Origin of the sequence: Vogesella sp. LIG4, from assembly GCF_900090205.1 — a bacterium.
GTDB lineage: Bacteria > Pseudomonadota > Gammaproteobacteria > Burkholderiales > Chromobacteriaceae > Vogesella.
Genome location: NZ_LT607802.1, coordinates 1,483,608 through 1,503,765 on the forward strand (window position 1 = coordinate 1,483,608; position 20,158 = coordinate 1,503,765).

Annotated in this window: 18 protein-coding genes; 9 read left to right on the top strand and 9 right to left on the bottom strand. The window is 63.4% G+C overall.

Annotation, left to right across the window (positions count from 1 at the left end):
• The first annotated feature begins 251 nt into the window (after nt 1-251).
• The 6 genes from PSELUDRAFT_RS06970 (at nt 252) to PSELUDRAFT_RS06995 (ending at nt 6,423) form a co-directional block, all read left to right on the top strand.
• Nucleotides 252-1,109: a transporter substrate-binding domain-containing protein gene (locus PSELUDRAFT_RS06970; RefSeq protein ID WP_088966161.1), complete on the top strand. Its 858-nt coding sequence runs from the start codon at nt 252-254 to the stop codon at nt 1,107-1,109.
• Nucleotides 1,110-1,240: 131 nt separating this feature from the next.
• On the top strand, nt 1,241-1,957 hold the full coding sequence (locus PSELUDRAFT_RS06975; RefSeq protein ID WP_088966162.1) for an ABC transporter permease: 717 nt from the start codon (nt 1,241-1,243) through the stop codon (nt 1,955-1,957).
• Between the two features lie 10 nt (nt 1,958-1,967).
• Complete coding sequence (locus PSELUDRAFT_RS06980) at nt 1,968-2,660, top strand: ABC transporter permease (protein WP_088966163.1); 693 nt, start codon at nt 1,968-1,970, stop codon at nt 2,658-2,660.
• Between the two features lie 60 nt (nt 2,661-2,720).
• Nucleotides 2,721-3,497 carry an ATP-binding cassette domain-containing protein gene (locus PSELUDRAFT_RS06985; protein ID WP_088968415.1) on the top strand — a complete coding sequence of 259 codons (777 nt, stop codon included), beginning with the start codon at nt 2,721-2,723 and terminating at the stop codon, nt 3,495-3,497.
• Nucleotides 3,490-5,013, top strand: a complete 1,524-nt coding sequence (hutH, locus tag PSELUDRAFT_RS06990) for a histidine ammonia-lyase (RefSeq protein WP_088966164.1) — start codon at nt 3,490-3,492, stop codon at nt 5,011-5,013. Before PSELUDRAFT_RS06985 ends, hutH begins: the two co-directional genes overlap by 8 nt.
• Before the next feature lie 225 nt (nt 5,014-5,238).
• Nucleotides 5,239-6,423 (top strand): MFS transporter, encoded by a 1,185-nt coding sequence (locus tag PSELUDRAFT_RS06995; RefSeq protein ID WP_088966165.1) that lies wholly within the window; start codon nt 5,239-5,241, stop codon nt 6,421-6,423.
• 108 nt (nt 6,424-6,531) lie between these two features.
• Here the strand turns inward: PSELUDRAFT_RS06995 and PSELUDRAFT_RS07000 are convergent, their stop codons facing one another.
• The 3 genes from PSELUDRAFT_RS07000 to PSELUDRAFT_RS07010 form a co-directional block, all read right to left on the bottom strand.
• Nucleotides 6,532-7,434 carry an HD-GYP domain-containing protein gene (locus tag PSELUDRAFT_RS07000; protein ID WP_088966166.1) on the bottom strand — a complete coding sequence of 301 codons (903 nt, stop codon included), beginning with the start codon at nt 7,432-7,434 and terminating at the stop codon, nt 6,532-6,534.
• Nucleotides 7,435-7,699: 265 nt separating this feature from the next.
• The gene (locus PSELUDRAFT_RS07005) at nt 7,700-8,467 is read right to left on the bottom strand and encodes an ABC transporter substrate-binding protein (RefSeq protein ID WP_088966167.1); all 768 of its coding nucleotides are present in this window, start codon (nt 8,465-8,467) and stop codon (nt 7,700-7,702) included.
• Nucleotides 8,468-8,558: 91 nt separating this feature from the next.
• Nucleotides 8,559-9,755: a M20 aminoacylase family protein gene (locus PSELUDRAFT_RS07010; protein WP_088966168.1), complete on the bottom strand. Its 1,197-nt coding sequence runs from the start codon at nt 9,753-9,755 to the stop codon at nt 8,559-8,561.
• 160 nt (nt 9,756-9,915) lie between these two features.
• Between PSELUDRAFT_RS07010 and PSELUDRAFT_RS07015 the strand changes: the two genes are divergently transcribed.
• The 3 genes from PSELUDRAFT_RS07015 (at nt 9,916) to PSELUDRAFT_RS07025 (ending at nt 12,689) form a co-directional block, all read left to right on the top strand.
• Nucleotides 9,916-10,833 carry a LysR substrate-binding domain-containing protein gene (locus tag PSELUDRAFT_RS07015; RefSeq protein ID WP_088966169.1) on the top strand — a complete coding sequence of 306 codons (918 nt, stop codon included), beginning with the start codon at nt 9,916-9,918 and terminating at the stop codon, nt 10,831-10,833.
• A 107-nt stretch (nt 10,834-10,940) separates the two neighbouring features.
• Nucleotides 10,941-12,326 carry a nicotinate phosphoribosyltransferase gene (locus PSELUDRAFT_RS07020; RefSeq protein ID WP_088966170.1) on the top strand — a complete coding sequence of 462 codons (1,386 nt, stop codon included), beginning with the start codon at nt 10,941-10,943 and terminating at the stop codon, nt 12,324-12,326.
• Complete coding sequence (locus PSELUDRAFT_RS07025) at nt 12,327-12,689, top strand: nuclear transport factor 2 family protein (protein ID WP_088966171.1); 363 nt, start codon at nt 12,327-12,329, stop codon at nt 12,687-12,689.
• An 80-nt stretch (nt 12,690-12,769) separates the two neighbouring features.
• On the opposite strand, the gene PSELUDRAFT_RS07030 is transcribed toward PSELUDRAFT_RS07025, so the two are convergent.
• From PSELUDRAFT_RS07030 to PSELUDRAFT_RS07055, 6 genes are all read right to left on the bottom strand, one after another.
• Complete coding sequence (locus PSELUDRAFT_RS07030) at nt 12,770-13,390, bottom strand: VC0807 family protein (RefSeq protein WP_088966172.1); 621 nt, start codon at nt 13,388-13,390, stop codon at nt 12,770-12,772.
• The gene (locus PSELUDRAFT_RS07035; protein WP_088966173.1) at nt 13,380-13,922 is read right to left on the bottom strand and encodes a cysteine hydrolase family protein; all 543 of its coding nucleotides are present in this window, start codon (nt 13,920-13,922) and stop codon (nt 13,380-13,382) included. The genes PSELUDRAFT_RS07030 and PSELUDRAFT_RS07035 overlap by 11 nt, the downstream gene beginning before the upstream one ends.
• A 126-nt stretch (nt 13,923-14,048) precedes the next feature.
• A complete protein-coding gene (locus PSELUDRAFT_RS07040; protein WP_088968416.1) occupies nt 14,049-14,510 on the bottom strand; it encodes an SRPBCC family protein in 462 nt (153 codons plus the stop codon).
• Nucleotides 14,511-14,588: 78 nt separating this feature from the next.
• A complete protein-coding gene (locus tag PSELUDRAFT_RS07045) occupies nt 14,589-14,855 on the bottom strand; it encodes a hypothetical protein (protein WP_088968417.1) in 267 nt (88 codons plus the stop codon).
• 632 nt (nt 14,856-15,487) lie between these two features.
• Nucleotides 15,488-15,964, bottom strand: a complete 477-nt coding sequence (locus PSELUDRAFT_RS07050; RefSeq protein WP_088966174.1) for a GyrI-like domain-containing protein — start codon at nt 15,962-15,964, stop codon at nt 15,488-15,490.
• A 154-nt stretch (nt 15,965-16,118) separates the two neighbouring features.
• Nucleotides 16,119-19,961 (bottom strand): DUF3683 domain-containing protein, encoded by a 3,843-nt coding sequence (locus PSELUDRAFT_RS07055; protein ID WP_088966175.1) that lies wholly within the window; start codon nt 19,959-19,961, stop codon nt 16,119-16,121.
• Between the last annotated feature and the right edge of the window lie 197 nt (nt 19,962-20,158).

Below are 20,158 nucleotides of genomic sequence, written 5' to 3' on the forward strand. Positions count from 1 at the left end.
GTAACTTATTGTATTTGAACAATAAAAATGAAAATACAGCAAGTGGCTGGAAAAGCTGTTGACACTAAGTTGTATAGGCATGCACGATGGTGAACATGTTGTGGCCCGGGCTTGGGCGATAGCATCTGGCCGGGATATGAAAGGCCAGGACTAAGAACATAACAACGACAGTACCAACGAACCCACGTGCGTTTTTGTTTCCGGCTACTGAGCGGCAGGAAGCGGTGCACACTGTCTACAGGATCAGAGAGATGAAAGTACCTACCGTATCCGCAAAGAGCCTGGCGCTCGCGGCAGCCATCATGGCATCGACTTTTTCGTTGCATGTCCAAGCCAAGGATTGGCAGAACGTTACGATCGCACTTGAGGGTGCGTATGAGCCGTGGAATTTGACCAAGCCGGATGGTTCGCTGGGTGGCTTCGAGCCGGAGTTGGCCGCAAACCTGTGTACGCGCATGAAGGTCAAATGCAAGCTGATTGCCCAGGACTGGGATGGCATGATGGCCGGGCTCAAGGTCGGCAAGTTTGACGTGATCATGGATGCGCTGTCGGTGACAGACGAACGCAAGAAGGAAATCGCGTTCTCCCTGCCGTATGCCAACACTCCTGGCGTATTTGTTGCCGCCAAAGGTGGCAAGCTTGCAAATATCGCGGGTTCCGGCATGACCGTTAAGCTGACTGGCAACGCAGCGAGCGATAAAGCGACGGTAGCTACGCTGCGCACGGCGCTCAAAGGCAAGACCATCGGTATCCAGGCGGGCACCGTTTACTCCGGCTTTATCTACAGCCAATTCAAAGACATTGCCACCATTCGCGAATACAAAACCGCGGCGGAGCATGACCTCGACCTGGTGGCTGGCCGCATCGATGTCGCATTCGACGATGCGACCTACTTCATCTCGGCATTCTCCAAACCTGACAACAAGAGTCTGACCTTCACCGGCCCGAAAATCGCGGGTCCGATCTGGGGCGAGGGCGAGGCATTGGGCCTGCGCCAGGCGGATAAGGACTTGAAAATCAAGTTTGACGCTGCCATCAAGGCCGCTCTTGCGGACGGCACTGTCAAGCGCCTGAGCGAGAAGTGGTTCAAGCTCAACGTGGCACCTTAAGGCAAAGGCCCTGAGCCCTCTCCCTTATACATGGGGCGTGGGGCTCACGGTGTTGGAATGCGGTTGCCTGCTGCCTCCGTCCTGTGTCCGGAGGGGGGCGCGGCAACCTGCCCACTTAAAGGCGTTTGAACATGTCGGCTTTTGAATTACTCGGTTTTGGCCCGGATGGTTGGGGGCAGGTGCTGCTGCTTGCGGCGCTGATGACGGTAGCGGTAACAGTCACTGCGCTTGCGATTGGCTCCGTGTTTGGCTCCCTGGTGGCATGGGGCAAACTGTCCAAGAATCTTCCCGCTCGAATTGTTGGCGATGCGTATACCACGGTCTTTCGTGGCGTACCGGAGCTACTGGTGATCTACCTGATCTATTTCGGCGGTTCCACGCTGGCTACGGCAGTGGGCAGCTATTTCGGTGCAGATGGTTTCTTTGGCTTGCCCCCGTTTCTGGCGGGTGCATTCGCTGTTGGCGTGATTTCCGGTGCATATCAGGCCGAGGTCTATCGCGGTGCCTTCCTGGCGGTATCGCGTGGGGAGATCGAGGCTGCACGTGCGATGGGCATGCCGCGCAAGAAACTGTTCTTTCGCATCATCGTTCCGCAAGTGATGCGTTTTGCGTTGCCTGGTCTGGGCAACGTGTGGCAACTGAGCCTGAAGGATTCGGCGTTGATCTCTGTGACCGGTTTGGCCGAGTTGTTGCGGACCAGCCAGGTAGGCGCGGGCTCCACTCACCATTATTTCCTGTTCTACACCGTCGGCGGTGGCCTGTATCTGGTCATGACCAGCTTGTCCAATCGCGTGTTCGACCGGGCTGAGGCGCGCGTAGGCAAGAGCTTCCGCCGTGCCATTGGCTAAGGAGCATTCAATGGATTTCGAATTTCTCTTTGACACGGTGGCGCAATTGCTGGAAGCGCTACCCGTTACGCTCGGCTTGTTCGCGTTATCGATTCTGCTTGGCCTGTTGCTGGCACTGGGTCTTACCTGGATGCGATTCTCGCGCTGGTATTTGCCACGGCAACTGGCGCGTGGCTACGTATTCGTGTTCCGTGGTTCGCCGTTATTGGTGCAGATGTTCCTTGTCTACTATGGCGTGGGGCAGTTTGATGCGGTGCGAGACAGCATGCTGTGGCCGGTGATGCGTGATCCGTTCAACTGCGCGGTGATTTCACTGGCCTTGTGTACTGCCGGTTATACCGCCGAGATTTTTCGTGGTGGCGTGCTGGCGGTACCGGCACAGCAGCTTGAGGCGGCGCGTGCGATGGGTATGTCCGGCCTCTTGCTATTCCGTCGGCTGATTGCCCCGGTAGCACTGCGTCAAGCGCTTCCTTCGTATTCGACCGAGATCGTGTTGATGGTCAAATCCACCGCGCTCGCCAGCCTGGTGACGGTTTGGGAGATCACCGGAGTGGCCCAGCGCATTATCTCGCACAGCTACCGCACCATGGAGGTGTTCCTGTGCGCTGCGGCGATCTACCTGCTGCTCAATTTCCTCATCGTGCGCGTGATTGGCCTGATCGAGTATCGCCTGTCCCCGCATCTGCGCCCCATGCCTGCCTAAGCCGGCGATAGAGAGTGAGTTGACGATATGAAAACCAATGACCTTCCAATTGAGAGCAAGATGACTACTGCCTCCGCACTTGAAATCCGCAACCTGCACAAGCGCTTCGGCAGTAACGAAGTGCTCAAGGGTGTTTCCCTCACGGCACATGAAGGTGATGTGATTACCATCTTGGGTTCCAGCGGCTCGGGCAAAAGTACTTTCCTGCGCTGCATCAACCTGCTGGAGACGCCGGATGAGGGGGAAATCATTGTTGCCGGCGAGCAGCTCATGCTACGCAAGAATCGCCACAACCAGCTTGAGCCGACCGACCGTCGCCAGGTAGACAGGATTCGCTCCGAACTGGGCATGGTATTCCAGAGTTTCAACCTGTTTTCGCACATGACGATTCTGGAAAACCTGATCGAAGGCCCTGTACATATCCAGAAGCGGGCTCGTAACGAATGCATTGACGAGGCAATGGCGCTGCTGGAGAAAGTGGGGATTGCGGATAAACATAACTTCTACCCGGCGCACCTGTCCGGTGGTCAGCAGCAGCGAGCGGCAATTGCGCGGGCTTTGGCGATGAAACCAAAGGTAATGCTGTTTGATGAGCCGACCAGCGCGCTTGACCCGGAGCGGGTGGGCGAAGTGCTTAAAGTGATGCGCCAGCTGGCGGAAGAGGGAAGGACGATGCTGGTGGTGACACATGAGATGGGCTTCGCCCGCAATGTGTCGAACCGCGTCTTGTTCATGCACCAGGGTCGGGTTGAGGCTGATGGCACCCCGGACGAATTGTTCCGCGAGCACAAGTCCGAGCGTTTCCGGCAGTTCATTTCGAGCCACGCTCATGGTTGACACCGTCATCATCGGGGGGGCGCCGCTGGGTCGACAGCAGTTGGCCGCAGTGGCTGCTGGTGCACGGCTTGAGCTCAATGCGGCAGCCTGGTCCCGCATCGACAATGCCCGCGCCATTGTCGAGCGCATTGTCGCCAATGGCGAGCGAGCTTATGGCATTACCACGGGGCTGGGGGCGTTGTGCAATGTGGTGTTGTCCCCGGATCAGTTGGCCAGGTTGTCGAGCAATACGCTGCAAAGCCATGCCTGTGGCGTTGGCGAGCCGCTGTCGATTCCGCTTGCGCGTGCGCTGTTGACGGCGCAACTGCAGAACTACGCGCACGGCCATTCCGGTATTTCTCCGGCCGTGGTTCAGCGGCTAGTCGACTTTCTTAACCTCGGTATCACCCCCGTGGTACCTGCGGGCGGGTCGGTTGGCTATCTCACTCACATGGCACATGCGGCGCTGCCATTGATTGGTCTTGGTGAAGCCTGGGTAGAAGGGGAGCGTGTGCCTGGCGGCGTGGCACTTTCACGCCGCGGGCTTGAACCACTGGTGCTTGGCGCCAAGGATGGCCTGTCGCTGGTCAACGGCACGCCTTGCATGACCGCCTTTCTGGCGATGGCGCTGGCGCGTGCCGAGCACCTGGCCAAGTGGGCCGATGTGATCAGTGCCATGAGCTTTGAGGCACTCAAGGGACAGTTGGCCGCATTCGATGCCGAAGCGCTCGCGGTCAAGCCTCATCCCGGGGCGCTGCAGGTCGGTGCCAACCTGCGCCGCTTGCTGGCAGACAGTGCCAATTTGAGTCGCCACCAAGGCATACGCACACAGGATGCCCTCAGCATTCGTTCGATACCGCAAATTCACGGCGCCAGCCGCGATCAGTTCACCCATATCGGGCGACAAGTCGATATCGAGCTGGCCTCCGCTACCGACAATCCGCAAGTATTCGGCACCCCGGACGACTACCGGGTGGTTTCTCAGGCCAACCCGCACGGCCAGTCACTGGGCATGGCAGGTGATCTGCTGGCAATCGCCTCGGCAGAGTTGGCCGGGGTTGCAGAGCGGCGCATTGATCGCTTGGTCAACCCGCTGGTCAGCGGGCTGCCGCCATTCCTGCTTGAGGACAGTGGGGTCAATTCGGGGCTGATGATCGTGCAGTACGTAGCCGCTGCGCTGGTGGCCGAGAACAAGGTGCTGGCGCACCCCATGGTGGTTGACAACTTTGTCACCTCGGCGCTGCAGGAGGACCACCTGAGCCTGGCCACCCCGGCCGTGCTCAAGGCGCACAAAGTGCTCGACAACGTGGAAACCGTGCTGGCGATCGAGTACCTGGTAGCGGCGCAGGCGCTGCATTTCTTCGACGCTGCCGCGTTGGGACAAGGTAGCCGTGCCGCGCTGGCGGTAATTCGCGAGCATATCCCGCCATATAGCGAAGACCGGGTGGTCGCGCCGGATATCACCCGCACGCTCGGCTTGCTGCGTGACCCGCTGCTGTTGCAACGCATCGAGACCGAGCTTGGCACGTCGCTTTGAAGCAGCGCGCTCTGCGGATAAGGCAGGGTGAAACAGCGAGTCAATTTATCCAGGCCACCTCGAAAAACCCCCGTTTTTGTTGCGTTACTGCGTTGCTCACGAACACTGTCTCCCTGGCTATCAGCCATATGCTGCGGAGGTAGTTTCGCCGGCATCTTGTCTCGCTTGGAAACCCGGGTTTTTCGGGGCGCCTTCCAATGATGGATATTTCACAGAAAGTGCCTCATGACCAAGGTGTTGTCCGCTGTCGCTGCGATCCTTCTCGGCAATGCGATCTTGATGATGGGCATCGGCCTGTTCGGCACGCTGGTCTCGATAGGGTTGGTGCAGGCGGGATTTTCGACACTGATGGTGGGGCTGGTGCAGTCGGCCTATTACGCCGGCTTCATGATCGGCGCCCTGGGCGCCAGCGCGCTGATTGCGCGTATTGGTCATCACCGCGCTTTTGCCGTGTTTGCTTCAGTTCTCTGTTGCGCCGCCCTCGGGCATGCGGTGTTCAGTCAGGCCTGGGTGTGGGCGACGTTGCGCCTGATTGCCGGCTTCTGCATGGTGGGCCTGTTCACCGTGGTGGAGAGCTGGCTACATGCTGCGGTCAGTAACAAGCACCGTGGGCGGGTATTCTCGTTTTATCTGATCACCGCCTATCTGGCGGCCGGGGTCGGGCAATTGCTGCTCAAGCTGGCCGATCCGGCCAGCTTCAAGCTGTTCAGCCTGATTGCCTGCCTGTTTGCCCTGTCCTTGCTGCCGGTTACCTTGACTGATAAACGGGCTGCGCCGCAAGAGCCGGGCGAGGCCGGCCCGGTAGCGGGGCTCCGCTTGTCGGCGCTGCTGCAGCTTTACCGGCAAGCCCCGCTCGGCGTGTGGGGTGGCCTGGCGGCAGGCATGCTCAACAGTGGCTTCTATGCCATGGCGCCGGTGTTCATGCGCGGTGTCGGTTACTCGGTAGCCGGGGTGTCCAGCTTCATGGGGGCGGCGATGCTGGCAGCGTTGTGCCTGCAATGGCCGGTGGGACGTCTCTCGGATCGGATCGACCGCCGCAGGGTACTGTTCGGCGTGGCGACGCTGGCTACTGCCAGTTGCATTGCCATCACCTGGTATCGGCAAGGCATCTGGCTGGAGCCGATGGTGTACCTGTACGTGAGCCTGACCTTCACTGTGTACGGTCTGGTGACTTCATACATCAATGATTTCATTGCGAACGATCAGCTCATCGCGGCGAGCGCCGGTTTGCTGCTGCTGTTCTCGGTGGGCGGCATGCTTGGGCCGACCATCGCCTCCTTGGTGATGACCACGCTGGGGCCGGTTGGTTATTTCGTGTTCAGCGGCGGCGTGACCTGCGTGCTGGCGTTGCTGACGCTTCGGTTGCTGTTGCAGAAAATACCCGCTGCGGCAAACCCCTTCAGTGCTTAGGAGGTAAACCACCACCGGCAACATACCGGTGTACCCGGTTTTGGGGCGAGCCTGATCAATGTTCATCGCTTGCCCGCATGTACCTGCCGCTGCCGCGAACGGCTGCCTTCAGGCGGTGAGCAGGGCGCGTGCCGATGCGCGCACGACTTGCGCAATCAGCTCGTTATCGACTTTCGGCTCCAGTTGCTCGGCGCTGCCCTGCTGCCCGGTTGCTACCGCATTCAGCAGCCCGGCGGAGGGTTCCAGCGCATATTCGCCGGTGCATGACGGGCAGTACAGATGGTCGCCCGCCTTGCTGCTGCGTTGCACCACCAGGATAGGGCCGCACGCCAGGCAGCTGCGCAGCGGTATGCCCTCATCGCTGTGGCCCACGATGTGGTCGAGCTGCCCGCTGCGACCAAGGGCAATGAAGCGCTCGCCACACGCAGTATCGAACTGGCGGCCCAGATTCTGCTCGATGATCTGCAGCGCTTGCGCCACCGGCATGCCACGCCGGTAGGGGCGGGTACTGGTCATGGCATCGAAGGCATCGCAGATGCCGACGATGCGGGCATCGATAGGCACTGCATCGCCGCTCAAACCACGCGGGTAGCCCTTGCCGTCCGGGGTTTCGTGATGCGCGCGGACGGCCGCTTCCACCATGCCGGCCAGCGGGTGGCCGGCCAGCATGCGCCAACCCACTTCCGGGTGGGTCTTGATGACCGAATATTCCTCGCTCGTCAGGCGCTCCTTCTTGCGCAGGATGTGGTCCGGCACGCTGATCTTGCCCAGGTCATGCAGAAACCCGCCCAGCGCAATGCGGGCGGTATCTGCAGGCGGCAGCTCCAGGGCGGTGGCCAGCAGATGGCTGAAGCGCGATACCCGCCACAGGTGGCCGCCGGTATACGGGTCACGCGCTTCCACCATCCAGGCCATTACCAGCAGGCTGGTCAGCAGATCCTCATGCACGCCGGAGCGCCGGTATCCGGTGTCGCCCCGCAACAAGTGAGTGATGTGGCTAACCAGTCCCATAGTGTTTCCTTGTGATTGTGTGGATATCCAGCTGCGCCCATGCCCCGTCACAGCGGGCTGGCCGCTTAGCTTAGTCGCCGCAGGCTGCCGATTCCTTACATGGCGTGTTTCAACCGCATACAGTGCGTGGCCGCTGCTGGCAGTACATCACAAAGCACGGGAGTGGTAACGCAGTATTTGCCAATGACAGCGCCGGCTACCCGCCAGCCGTGGTTCTGGCTGGTGTGGTAGCCGGCAGCGTGTCTCATGCCGCTCGCGGCAAGGCTCAGTTATAGATATCGAAATCGAAGTATTTCTTCTGGATCTTCAGGTAAGTGCCGTCCTTGTGGATGTCGTAGATGGCCTTGTTGAGCTGCTGGCGCAGTGCCTGGTCTTCCTTGCGCAGGCCGATGGCGGCGCCCACGCCCAGGGTGTCGGTGTCATGCAGTGCCGCGCCGACAAAGGTGTAATCGCGGCCGCGTGCGGTTTTCAGGAAGCTCAGGTCGGCCTGCACCGAATCCTGCAGCGCGGCATCCAACCGGCCGGCCTGCAGGTCCTGGTAGACCAGGTCCTGGTTCTGGTACGTCACCACCGTCACGTTGTTGGGCTCCCAGTATTTGCGGGCGTAAGTCTCTTGCGTCGAGCCCTGTTCCACCCCGATGCGCTTGCCCTTGAGTGATTCCGGCGTGCCCAGCGCGGCGCCCTTCCTGGCGACCAGCCGTGTCGGGGTGTGGTAGATCTTGTCGGAGAAGGCAATCTGCTGCAGGCGCTTCTCGGTCACGCTCATCGACGACAGGATGGCGTCGAATTTCTTGGCCTTCAGCCCCGGGATAATGCCGTCCCAGGAGTTTTCCACCCAGACGCAACGCACCTGCAGCCGGGCGCAGATGGCATTGCCGATATCGATATCGAAGCCGACCAGCTTGCCGTCCGGTGCCTTGGATTCGAACGGGGCATAGCTGGGGTCGAGGCCGAAGCGGATAACGCCGGCGTCCTTGGCGTACACACTGCCGGCGAGCAGGGCCAGCGTCATGGCCAATGCAAGTTTCTTCATCGTTTTCTCCGTGGATGTCGTGCTTGTTGTGGTGTTGCAGGGGTGTTGGCCGCACGCGGCACGTAGCAGCAGGCGGCCTGGGGAAAGCGGCTCAGCCGGCAGGCGCCAGGAAGCGCTCGACCAGGCGAGCCCAATAAGCGGCGCCGATCGGCAGGTTGCGGTCGTTGAAGTCGTATTCGGGGTTGTGCACCATGCAGCCGTCTTCGCCTGTGCCGTTGCCGATGCGCAGGAAGCAGCCGGGGCGGGCCTGCAGCATGTAGGCGAAGTCCTCGCTGCCCATCAGCTGCGCGGTGTGCGGCACCACCTGCTCGGCGCCCACCAGCTCTTGCGCCACCTGGATGGCGAATTCGGTTTCGCGGTCGGAGTTGATCACCACCGGGTAGCCCATGCGGTAGTCGATGTCCGCCGTGGCGCCATAGCTGGCCGCCTGCTGCTGCACCAGCTCGGTAATGCGCTGCTTGAGCAGGGCGCGTACTTCGGCGCTGAACGAGCGCACGCTCAATTCCAGCCGGGCGCTGTGCGGAATCACGTTGTTGGCGGCGCCGGCCTGCTGCACGCCCACCGTCACCACCGCCGGCTGCGCCGGGTCGATGTTGCGCGCCACGATGGTCTGCAGCGCCATCACGATGCTGGAGGACACCACGATCGGGTCCACCGTCAGGTGCGGGCGCGCGGCATGGCCGCCGGTGCCGTGGATGGTGATGTAGATATTGTCGCCGGCGGCGAGGAACGGCCCCTTGCGGAACAGGAACGTTCCCACCGGTGCGCCGGGGTGGTTGTGCACGCCAAACACGGCATCGCAGGGAAAGCGCTCGAACAGGCCGTCGTCGATCATGCATTTGGCGCCGCTGTCGATGCCGTGCTCTTCCGCCGGCTGGAAGTAAAGATGCACGGTGCCGGAAAAATTGCGCGTTTCGGCCAGGTATCTGGCGGCCCCCAGCAGCATGCTGGTATGGCCGTCGTGGCCGCAGGCGTGCATCTTGCCGTGGTGCTGGCTGGCATAGGGCAGGCCGGTCTGTTCGTGGATGGGCAGCGCATCCATGTCGGCGCGGATGCCGATGCTGCGCTGGCCATCACCCACCGTCAGCGAGCCCACTACCCCGGTGCGGCCAACCCCGGTAGTCACGGTGTAGCCCCATTGCTGCAGTTTTTCTGCCACCAGCGCCGCGGTTTGCTGTTCCTCATAGGCCAGTTCCGGGTGCTGGTGGATGTGGTGGCGAATCGCGCGCAGTTCATCCGCCATGCTGTTCAGATCAGCGACTTCGCAGTAACGCTTGCTGGTGTCCATTTCATTGCGCCTTTCAGGAATGCAGCCCACAGCGCGGGCCTGCAGAAGAATCCGGAGCCGCCGGCATGGCGGGGTTGGCATCACGATACGGTTTGCGTAGTGCGCTGAAAAGATGTAATTTTTTTGAAAACGATCAGGATTATTTATCACCGGGAGGAGTATGAAACTGCAGCAACTTCAGGTGTTTGTTGCCGTTGCCGAGGAAAAAAGCCTGCGCGCCGCAGCGCGGCGGCTGGATCTGACGCAGCCGGCGGTAACCCGTACCGTGCAGGAGCTGGAACACGATCTGGGTGTGGTGCTGATGACGCGCAGCGTGCAGGGCATAGCGCTTACGCCGTATGGCGCTGCGCTGAAAATCCGCGCGCTGCAATTGCTGGAAGATGCGCGCCGTGCGCGCGAAGAGCTGCAGCAGCTCAAGGGCGAGATGCGTGGCAAGGTTGCCGTCAGCGCGACCTCGACCATTGCGCTGACGATACTGCCGCTGGCGATTCAGCATTTTCAGCAGGCGGCGCCGGAGACCGAGCTCACCTTCCTGGAGGTGAGGTTCCCCGAAGCCAGCCAGAAGCTGCGCGACGGCAGCATTGACTTCATCGTGTCGCACGTGCTGCCCGACATGCTGGCTGATGATCTGGTCAGCCTGCCGCTGTTCAGCGCCGACTTCGTGGTGATGGCGCGCGAGGGGCACCCGCTGGCTCACGCCCGCCAGCTGGCCGAACTGGCGGACGCGCAATGGGCCACCACGGTGCCCGTCGGCGGCTTCCAGCACAGCGTAATGGAAACCGCCTTCCACAATGCGGGGCTGCCGCTGCCGCGGCGGCTGATCCAGTGCTCGGCGTTTGCCATTGCGCTGGGGCTGGTTTCCGGCACTGATACGCTGGTGCTGTTTTCCTCCCTGCTGGCCAAGCGCCTCGCCGGCCTCGGGCTGTGCCAGATTCCGCTGCAACAGCCGCTGCCGGCGCTGGAGATGAGCATCGTCATGCGCCGGGACATCCTGCTCACCCCGGCGGCCGATTTCTTCGTGCGCTGCCTGCGCAAGGCGGTGGCGGCACTGGCGCCGGAAGAGCGCCGCGCCCGCTAGGGCTGGCGCTTTTTGCGCCGTTGCGGCGGCGGGCGCGCTGCCGGCGTATGACAGTGGCGGGCCGGCAGCGTATGCTAGAACGCATTGTGACGCGCGCGTGAACCGCCATGGCCTTCAATCCCATCCTCAATACCGACTCCTACAAGCTCAGCCACTGGAAGCAGTACCCGCCGGGTACCGATGGCATGTATTCCTACGTTGCCGCGCGCGGCGGCACCGCCTCGCACGTGCTGTTCTTCGGCCTGCAGGCGCTGCTGAAGGACTACTTCAGCCAGCCGCTGACGGCGGGGGACATCGACGAGGCGGAGGCGCTGGTGGCGCTGCACGGGCTGCCGTTCAACCGCGCCGGTTTCGAGCGCATTCTTGCGCTGCATGGCGGCTACTGGCCGGTGCGCATCCGCGCGGTGGCCGAGGGCGAGCTGGTGCCCACCGGCATTCCGATGATCACCATCGAATCCACCGACCCGGAGCTGTTCTGGGTGGTGTCCTTCCTGGAAACCGCGCTGCTGCGCAGCTGGTACCCGATCAGCGTGGCCACGCGCAGCTTCCGCGCCAAGGAAATCATCCGCCGCTACCTGGCGCAGACTGCCGACAGCCTGGACGGCCTGCCGTTCAAGCTGCACGACTTCGGCGCGCGCGGCGTGTCCAGCTACGAGAGCGCGCAGATCGGCGGCATGGCGCACCTGGTCAACTTCATGGGCACCGACACCCTGGCCGCGGTGGCGGCGGCGCGTCGCTACTACCATGAGCCGTGCGCCGGCTTTTCGATTCCGGCGGCGGAGCATTCCACCATCACCGCCTGGGGCCGCCCGCACGAGGGTGACGCCTTCGCCAATATGCTGTCGCAGTTCGCCAAACCCGGCGCCATCCTGGCAGTGGTCAGCGACAGCTACGACGTGTTCCACGCGGTAAGCGAGCTGTGGGGCGACCGCCTGCGCCAGCAGGTCATCGACAGCGGCGCCACCGTGGTGATCCGCCCCGATTCCGGCGAGCCGGTGCAGGTGGTGGCCGAGGTGATAGACAGGTTGGCCGCAAGCTTCGGCACCACGCTCAACAGCAAGGGCTACCGCGTGCTCAACCACGTGCGGGTGATCCAGGGCGACGGCGTGAACCTGGCCAGCATCGAAGCCATCCTGTCGCGGCTGGCCAAGCTGGGCTACAGCGCCGACAACGTCGCCTTCGGCATGGGCGCGGAACTGCTGCAGAAGCTGGACCGCGACACCCACAAGATGGCGCTGAAATGCTCGGCCATCCGCATTGCCGGTGAATGGCGCGATGTGTTCAAGGACCCGGTGACCGACCCCGGCAAGCGTTCGCTGGGCGGGCGCGTGGTGGCGGCGCGCAACAGCCGCAGCAGCTGGGGGCTGAACACGCTGGAGCGGGTCAGCGAGGCCGATCTGCAAATGCGCGTGGTGTGGGAGAACGGCAAGCTGCTGCTGGACGAAGACTTCGCCACCATCCGCGCCCGCGCCGCCGCCCACCTGGAGAACTGAATGAAAACCCCGGAACAGGTGGTGGCAGCACAGCTGGACGCCTACAACCGCAAGGATCTTGACGCGCTGCTGGCCTGCTATGCCGACGATGCGCGCATGTACGTCTACCCGGCCACGCTGGTGGCCGAAGGCCGCGAGGCGCTGCGCGAGCGCATGAGTCTGCGCTTTGCCGAGCCGGATCTGCATGCCGAGCTGCGCCGGCGCGTGGTGCTGGGCGAGCTGGTGATCGACGACGAGATCGTGACCCGCACCTTTCCGGAAGGGCGCGGCAGCATGGCGATGACCATGATCTACCGCGTGGCCGACGGCCACATCATCGATGCCTCGGTGATTGCCGGCGCGCCGGTGCTGGACGAGAGCTGATACCGGCGCAGGCCGGGGCGCGGTACAAAAAGGTTGGCCGCATGCGGCCAACCTTTATCATTTTCAGGCAGCTATCATTTTCAGGCAGTTTGCAGCGACTGCTGCTGCAGCCGGCGCCGCCACAACCAGGTGGCCGCCGCCAGCAGCGCCATGATGCCGTAGCTGATCCACGGCCCGATGGCCACCGCGCGCGCCACCGGCCAGTGAAAGGCCAGCCAGATGCGGCTGGCGCACTCCGCCAGCAGGCCGCCGCCCCACAACGCGGTCATGCCGCGCATCACTCGCCGTACCGCCGGCAGCCCCAGCCGGGCCTGCAGCGCTTGCTGCTGCTGCGGCGACTGCCGTGCCGCCGTGGCCAGTGCCAGGCGGCTCACCAGTGGCTGGCGCCATAGCAGGCTCAATACGAAGACCAGCCCCACCGCACCGGTTACCAGCGATTCACGCACCAGCAGCCAGCGGCTGTCGCCGTCGCCGAGCATGGCCAGCAGCGACAGCACGATGCCGGCCAGTACCAGTACGCTCATTGCGTCCAGCCGGCGGTGGCGGTACAGCTCCCACAAACTCCACAGCGTGGGCGGCACGGCCGACCACAGCAGCGCGCCGCGCTCGCCCCAGCCGGCCACGGTCTGGTCGTAGACCAGCCACGGCAGCAGCAGGTTGACGGCCAGGTCAGGCAGCAGCGTGCGCCAGTCAGGCTTCATCGTCGTCTTGCAGCGCGGTCAGCGGCAGTACGCGGATCGGGTTGCCCGGCACATCCATATTGGCCCACAGCCAGTTCAGGTGCGCCACCAGCGTCTCGCCGCTGGCATGCGGGCGGTTCTTGCAGGTGTGGGCATCGGCCACCACGGTCACCGCGTAGCCCAGCGAGGCGGCGCGGCGCACGGTGGTATCGACGCAGAAATCGCTGGCGTAGCCGCCCACCCACAGGTTCTCGATCTCTTCGCTGTCCAGGTACTGGCGCAGGCTGGTGTCGAGGAAGCTGTCGCAGGCGGTCTTTTCGATTACCGGGTCGCCCGGCTGGCGGTGCAGGCCGGGGTGCAGCTGCCATTCCTCGCTGCCGCGCGGCAGGTCTTCGGCATGGTGCTGGATGAATACCACGCGGTGGCCGCAGGCGCGGGCATGGTCGATCAGCTGGTTGAGCGTGGCCAGGGTTTCGGCGCCGCGCGTGGCGCGCGGTTCCATGTCGATAAGGCCGTACTGGAAATCGATGACAAGCAGGGCGGTGTTGCTCATGGCAGTCTCCGGTGGGGCCGGCCGGCGGTAGCCAGCCGGGGAAGCCGCATGCTAACAGCAAATCCGCCGGCGGCGACAGCGCCGTTCCGGCCAGGGGCGGGACGCTTGCGGCCAACCTTGCCTGGGCTAGCTGGCCTGGCTTGCGCTATCGCGCCAGGCCAGGATCAGGCTGCGCCATTCGGCCAGCATGGCGTGGTAGCCGGCGGCAAAGTCGCGGATGGCGGCGTTGCCGGCCTCGCTGAGCCCGGTGAGGGTGTAGCTGACCTGGACACGGGTGTTGGCCGCATCCACTGGCTGGCAGCTCACCTGCACCTGCACGAAGCGCGAACCGGGCGTGACCCGCACATAGCGGTAGCTGTAGGCAGCGGGCTGATAATCCGCCAGCGTCCACAGCGTGGTCTCGCCACCGTGGCCGGTACTGAAAACCATGCCCTGCACGGTGTGGCCGTCGGCCGGGTGGAAGTACTGCGGTTGCCAGTCCGGCACCCACAGCGTTTCGCCGGCCGGGGTGAACAGCGGGTAGGCGGTATCGATATCCAGCGGCAGGGTGAACTCGCCGCCGAGGTGTTGGTGTATTGCCTGGAACATGGTTGCCCTTTCCTCGGAATTGGAAAAGCCGCAGCGCCACATGGCGTGCGGCATGGCATGTCGCGGCAAACAACGGGCTCACTCTCCCTTGCGATCCTGCAGGCGGTGGCTGGCGTCGGCATCCAGGTCCAGGCCGTAGATGGCCTTGAGCTGGGCGATGGTGGCCAGGGTTTCCGGCGAGAACGGCTGTTTGCCGTCGAAGGCGTGCAGCACGATGCCTTCCAGCAGGTCACCCAGCGTCATGTCCTTGTGCTCGGCCAGTGCCTTCAGCACCTTGACCAGCCGTTTTTCCAGCCGCACCCCAGTCTGGATGCGTTCCACTGCGATAGGCGCTTGTTCGGGCATGGTGAACCCCGTCATTTCGTTTGGTACATGTGTACCAAGATAACTCGGATGTCGGGGGAGGGCAAGTGGGGTGGGGTTGATCCGGGCTATCCACTACGCGGTGGAGACAGTCTTGCAGCTTGGGTTGAGCGCAGCGAAGCCCAACGTTTACCGCATTGGTTTGGTGGTGTTGTCGGGAGTGGAATCCGCTACGCGGATGATGATTGAAGTCGCCGGTTCCGCCCGGCGTACGGGGAGGGGGGCGTGCCGCCCCCCCCCCTCCACCCCCGCTCGCCCCTTATGGTCCGCGAAACCCCGTCCAAAAAGGCATTCGCCAGGCGCCGGCAATTCGCCGTTTGCTAACGTCAAACGGCTCAGCTGCCGTCTTAAAAACCTGGCGAACACCATTTTGGCCGGCGCTCCCCGTGGGGCAGTTTGGGTGCTACACAACGTTGGCCGCATGTTGTGGTCGTGGGTTGATGCGGCCAACGTTTTTGTTCTGTATCTACGGGTGGCGTTGCCAACGGTAGGGCGGGTTGAACCAGGGGTTCATACCCGCGCAAGCCGCCAACGTTGCGCGGGTATAGCCTACGGCCAACCAGCCGACAATTACGCCCACAAAACAGGCCGCGGAGCCGAAGCAACCTGCCCCGTCAGGCGTCGTCGTCGGTGGCGTCCATATTCACCGGGATGTACAGCTCGACCACGCTGTCCGGGTGTTCCGGCCCCAGGAAGCGGGCGTCCACCAGTTCGAACTCGATGCCGGGCACCGCCACCAGGCCGGCTTCCGGCAGCCATTCGGTGTAGGCGCTGCGGAAGGTGTCCGGCAGACCCTGCACCGGGCCGTGGTGTTCCACCACCGCGTAGTGCTGCGCCGGGATGTCGATGGCCACCATGCCGGCCGGCACCGCTGCATCGGCAGTCACTTCCAGCCCGGCGATGTAGCGCCAGCTGCCGTCCGGGTGCGCATCGCACACGCCGTAGCTGTTGGCCGACTGCACGCCCTGGATTTCCGGGATGCGCGGCACGAAGCGGGTCCACAGCTGGGCGATGGTGCCGCCGTCGCTCTGCTGCCATTGCATGCCGATGACGCGGAAGGCGGGGCGGGTGACCAGGGAAGGGGTTTGCATGGTGAGGCTCCGGTTGAAGTTGGTGCAGCAGGGTAGGCTGCTATGAGGGTAGTGTCGAGCCTGCCGTTTCGCCAATAAAACGCGGGCACGAAAAAGGTTGGCCGCAAGCCCGTTGCCAGGCTTGCGGCCAACCTTGTTCACCTGCAGAGGCGGTTTACAGCAGCACGCGTTCGATGCCGCCGTTGCGCGCCTTCTCCACGTAGTCCTTCATCCAGTTGTCGCCCAGGATGTGCTTGGCCATTTCCACCACGATGTAGTCGGCCTCGGTGTTGGTGTCGTCGCTGTAGCGGCTCAAACCCTGCAGGCAGGACGGGCAGGAGGTGAGGATCTTCACCGGCTTGTCGGTTTCGCCAAGCTTGGCCAGATCTCGGTTGATCTCCTCTTCCTTGCGGAAGCGCACCTGGGTGGCGATGTCCGGGCGGCTGGCGGCAAAGGTGCCGGACTCGCCGCAGCAGCGGTCGTTCTGGATCACGCCGCCGCCCAAGAGCTCGTTCACCACTTTCATCGGCTGGTAGGCCTTGATCGGGGTGTGGCAGGGGTCGTGGTACATGTACTTCTGACCGCCGATGCCTTCCAGCTTCAGGCCCTTCTCCATCAGGTATTCATGGATGTCGATGATGCGGCAGCCGGGGAAGATTTCCTCGAAGCGGTAGTTGGCCAGCTGGTCGTAACAGGTGCCACAGCTCACCACCACGGTCTTGATGTCGAGGTAGTTCAGCGTGTTGGCCATGCGGTGGAACAGCACGCGGTTCTCGGTGGTGATGGCGTCGCCCTTGTCCTGGTAGCCGGCGCTGGTCTGCGGGTAGCCGCAGCACAGGTAGCCCGGCGGCAGCACGGTCTGGGTGCCCACATGCCACAGCATGGCCTGGGTGGCGAGGCCGACCTGGCTGAACAGGCGCTCCGAGCCGCAGCCGGGGAAGTAGAACACCGCCTCGGCTTCCTCGCTCAGTTGCGGGTTGCGGATCACCGGGATCACGCTGGCGTCTTCCACGTCCAGCAGTGCGCGCGCGGTTTTCTTCGGCAGCCCGCCCGGCATCGGCTTGTTGATGAAGTGGATCACCTGCGCCTTGATCGGCGGCTTGCCGAGGGTGGACGGCGGCTGCGCGGTTTGCGCGCCGGTGACGCCCAGCTTCTTGCCTATGCTGTTGCCCAGGCGCTGCGCCTTGTAGGCCAGGCCCACCAGGCCGCCGCGGATGGTCTTGATGGTGGCCGGGTCTTTGGCGGTGAGGAAGGCCATGCCCAGCGCGGTGCCGGGGTTGAACTTCTTGTTGCCGGTCTTGCGCAGGAAGTTGCGCATCGCCACCGACACATCGCCGAAGTCGATCTTCACCGGGCACGGCTTCACGCAGCGGTGGCACACCGTGCAGTGGTCGGCCACGTCGGACAACTCCTCGAAGTGCTTCAGGCTCACGCCGCGGCGGGTCTGCTCTTCGTACAGGAAGGCTTCGGTGAGCAGGCCCACGCCCAGGATCTTGTTGCGCGGGCTGTACAGCAGGTTGGCGCGCGGCACGTGGGTGGAGCACACCGGCTTGCACTTGCCGCAGCGCAGGCAGTCTTTCACCGAGTCGGAAATCTGGCCGATGTCGGACTGCTCCAGGATCAGCGATTCGGCGCCCAGCAGTTCGAACGACGGGGTGTAGGCCATGGACAGGTCGGCGCCTGGCAGCAGCTTGCCCTTGTTGAAGTGGCCGTTGGGGTCGACGCGCGCCTTGTAGTCGCGGAACGGCTGGATTTCGTCATCCGACAGGAATTCCAGTTTGGTGATGCCGATGCCGTGCTCGCCGGAGATCACGCCGTTGAGCTGGCGCGCCAGCGCCATGATGCGCTCCACCGCGCGGTGCGCGGTCTGCAGCATCTCGTAGTCGTCGGAGTTCACCGGCAGGTTGGTGTGCACGTTGCCGTCGCCGGCGTGCATGTGCAGCGCCACGAAGGCGCGGCCGCGCAGCACTTTCTGCTGGATGGCGCGGATGGCGTCCATCACCGGGGCGTCGGCCTTGCCGGCGAACAGGCTTTCCAGCTCGGCCAGCAGTTCCTGCTTCCAGCTCACGCGCAGCTTGAAGTCGCGCATGGCAAGGAACACGCTGCTCTCATGGTTGGCCGCAGCATCTTCCAGTGGCGCCTGCGGCCAACGTCCGGTGTAGCTGCCCAGCGGCAGGTCCAGGTTGTCCAGCAGCCACTGCCAGCGCTGGCGCACCTTGGCGATCAGCTCCAGCGCGGTTTCGCGGCGGTCGCCGATCAGCTCGTCGGCGGACAGGGTTTCCTCGCTGTCCACCGGCAGGCGGCCGTGGAAGTAGTCGGTGAGGCGGTCCAGCAGCTTGATCTTGTTGGCAACCGACAGCTCGATGTTGATGCGCTCGATGCCGTCGCTGTAGTCGCCCAGGCGATCCAGCGGAATCACCACGTCCTCGTTGATCTTGAAGGCGTTGGTGTGGCGGGCGATGGCGGCGGTGCGCGAGCGGTCCAGCCAGAATTTCTTGCGTGCGTCCGGGGTGACGGCGATGAAGCCTTCGCCGTGGCGGGCGTTGGCGTAGCGCACCACCTGGCTCGCGGCCTCGGCTACGGCGTTCTCGTTGTCCGACACGATGTCGGCGATCAGCACCATCTTCGGGCGGCCCTTGGACTTGGCCTTGGTGGCGTAGCCCACGGCGCGCACGTAGCGCCAGTCCAGGTGTTCCAGGCCGGCCAGCTGCACGCCGGCGGCCACACCGGCGCCACCCGGCTTGAAGTAGTCGGTGATCTCGACGATGGCCGGTGTGGCCTCGGCCACTGTGCCGAAGAATTCCAGGCACACGGTGCGGATGTGGCTCGGCATGCGGTGCAGCACGAAGCGCGCGCTGGTGATGATGCCGTCGGTGCCTTCCTTCTGCACGCCGGGCAGGCCGGCCAGGAATTTGTCGGTAACGTCCTTGCCCAGGCCCACTTTGCGGAAGGTGCGGCCCGGAATGTCCAGCTGCTCGCTGGAGATCACGGTCTTGCCGTCGTCCTGCAGGCGGGTGACGCGGAAGCTGGCCACGTCCACGTCGTGGATCTTGCCGTAGTTGTGCTGCAGGCGTTCCACGAACAGCCAGTTGCCGTTCGGGTCCACCATTTTCCAGCTGGCCAGGTTGTCCAGCGCGGTGCCCCACAGCACGGCTTTCTTGCCGCCGGCGTTCATGGCGACGTTGCCGCCGATACAGGAGGCCTCGGCAGAGGTCGGGTCCACCGCGAACACCAGGCCGGCCGCGCCGGCGGCTTCGGCCACGCGCGCGGTTACCACGCCGGCGCCGCACTGGATGGTGGCGTGCTTGCCGGCAAGGCCCGGCAGCTCGATGTATTCCACGCCGATGTGGCGGTCGAGTTTTTCGGTGTTGATCACCGCGCTGCGGCGATCCAGCGGCACGGCGCCGCCGGTGTAGCCGGTGCCGCCGCCACGCGGGATGATGGTGAGTTCCAGCTCGATACAGGCCTTCACCAGCGGGGCGATCTCGGCCTCGGTATCCGGGCACAGCACCACGAACGGGTATTCCACGCGCCAGTCGGTGGCATCGGTAACGTGCGATACGCGCGCCAGGCCATCGAACAGGATGTTGTCGCGGCGGGTGATTTTGGCCAGGCGCTTGAGGATGGCGGCGCGCAGCTCGCGGGTTTCGCCGAACTGGCGCTCGAAGGTATCCACCGCCACCTGGGCGGCGGCGATCATGCGGCCAACCTTGTCATTGCCGTCGCGGCGCTTTTCCACTTCGTTCAGGCGGTGGCGCATGGCACCCACCAGCGCGCTCAGACGCTGCGGGTTGTCCAGCAGGTCGTCCACCAGGTAGGGGTTGCGATCCACCACCCAGATATCGCCAAGCACTTCGAAAAGCATACGGGCAGAGCGGCCTGTTTTCCGCTCTGCCCGTAGTTCTTCCAGTAAATGCCACATCGGCTCGCCCAGTAACCGGATGAAGATTTCCCGGTCTGAATACGAGGTGTAGTTGTACGGAATTTCCCGTACCCGCTGCTGGATGGTGGTGCTCATGCTGTCCCTGAACTTCGTCAAGTATTTGAAAACTGTGCCAATGGTAGCTGAAATGCTGCGCCGCGAAAATTGACGCGCACGGAAGGGTTATTCGGTTACCGCATATGGTATGCAGTATCGACATGCCATTTTGGGGTTGAATGTCGTCGGGCGACTACAAAATGCTGTCGTATCGAGGCTTGCAGACAGGCGGATAG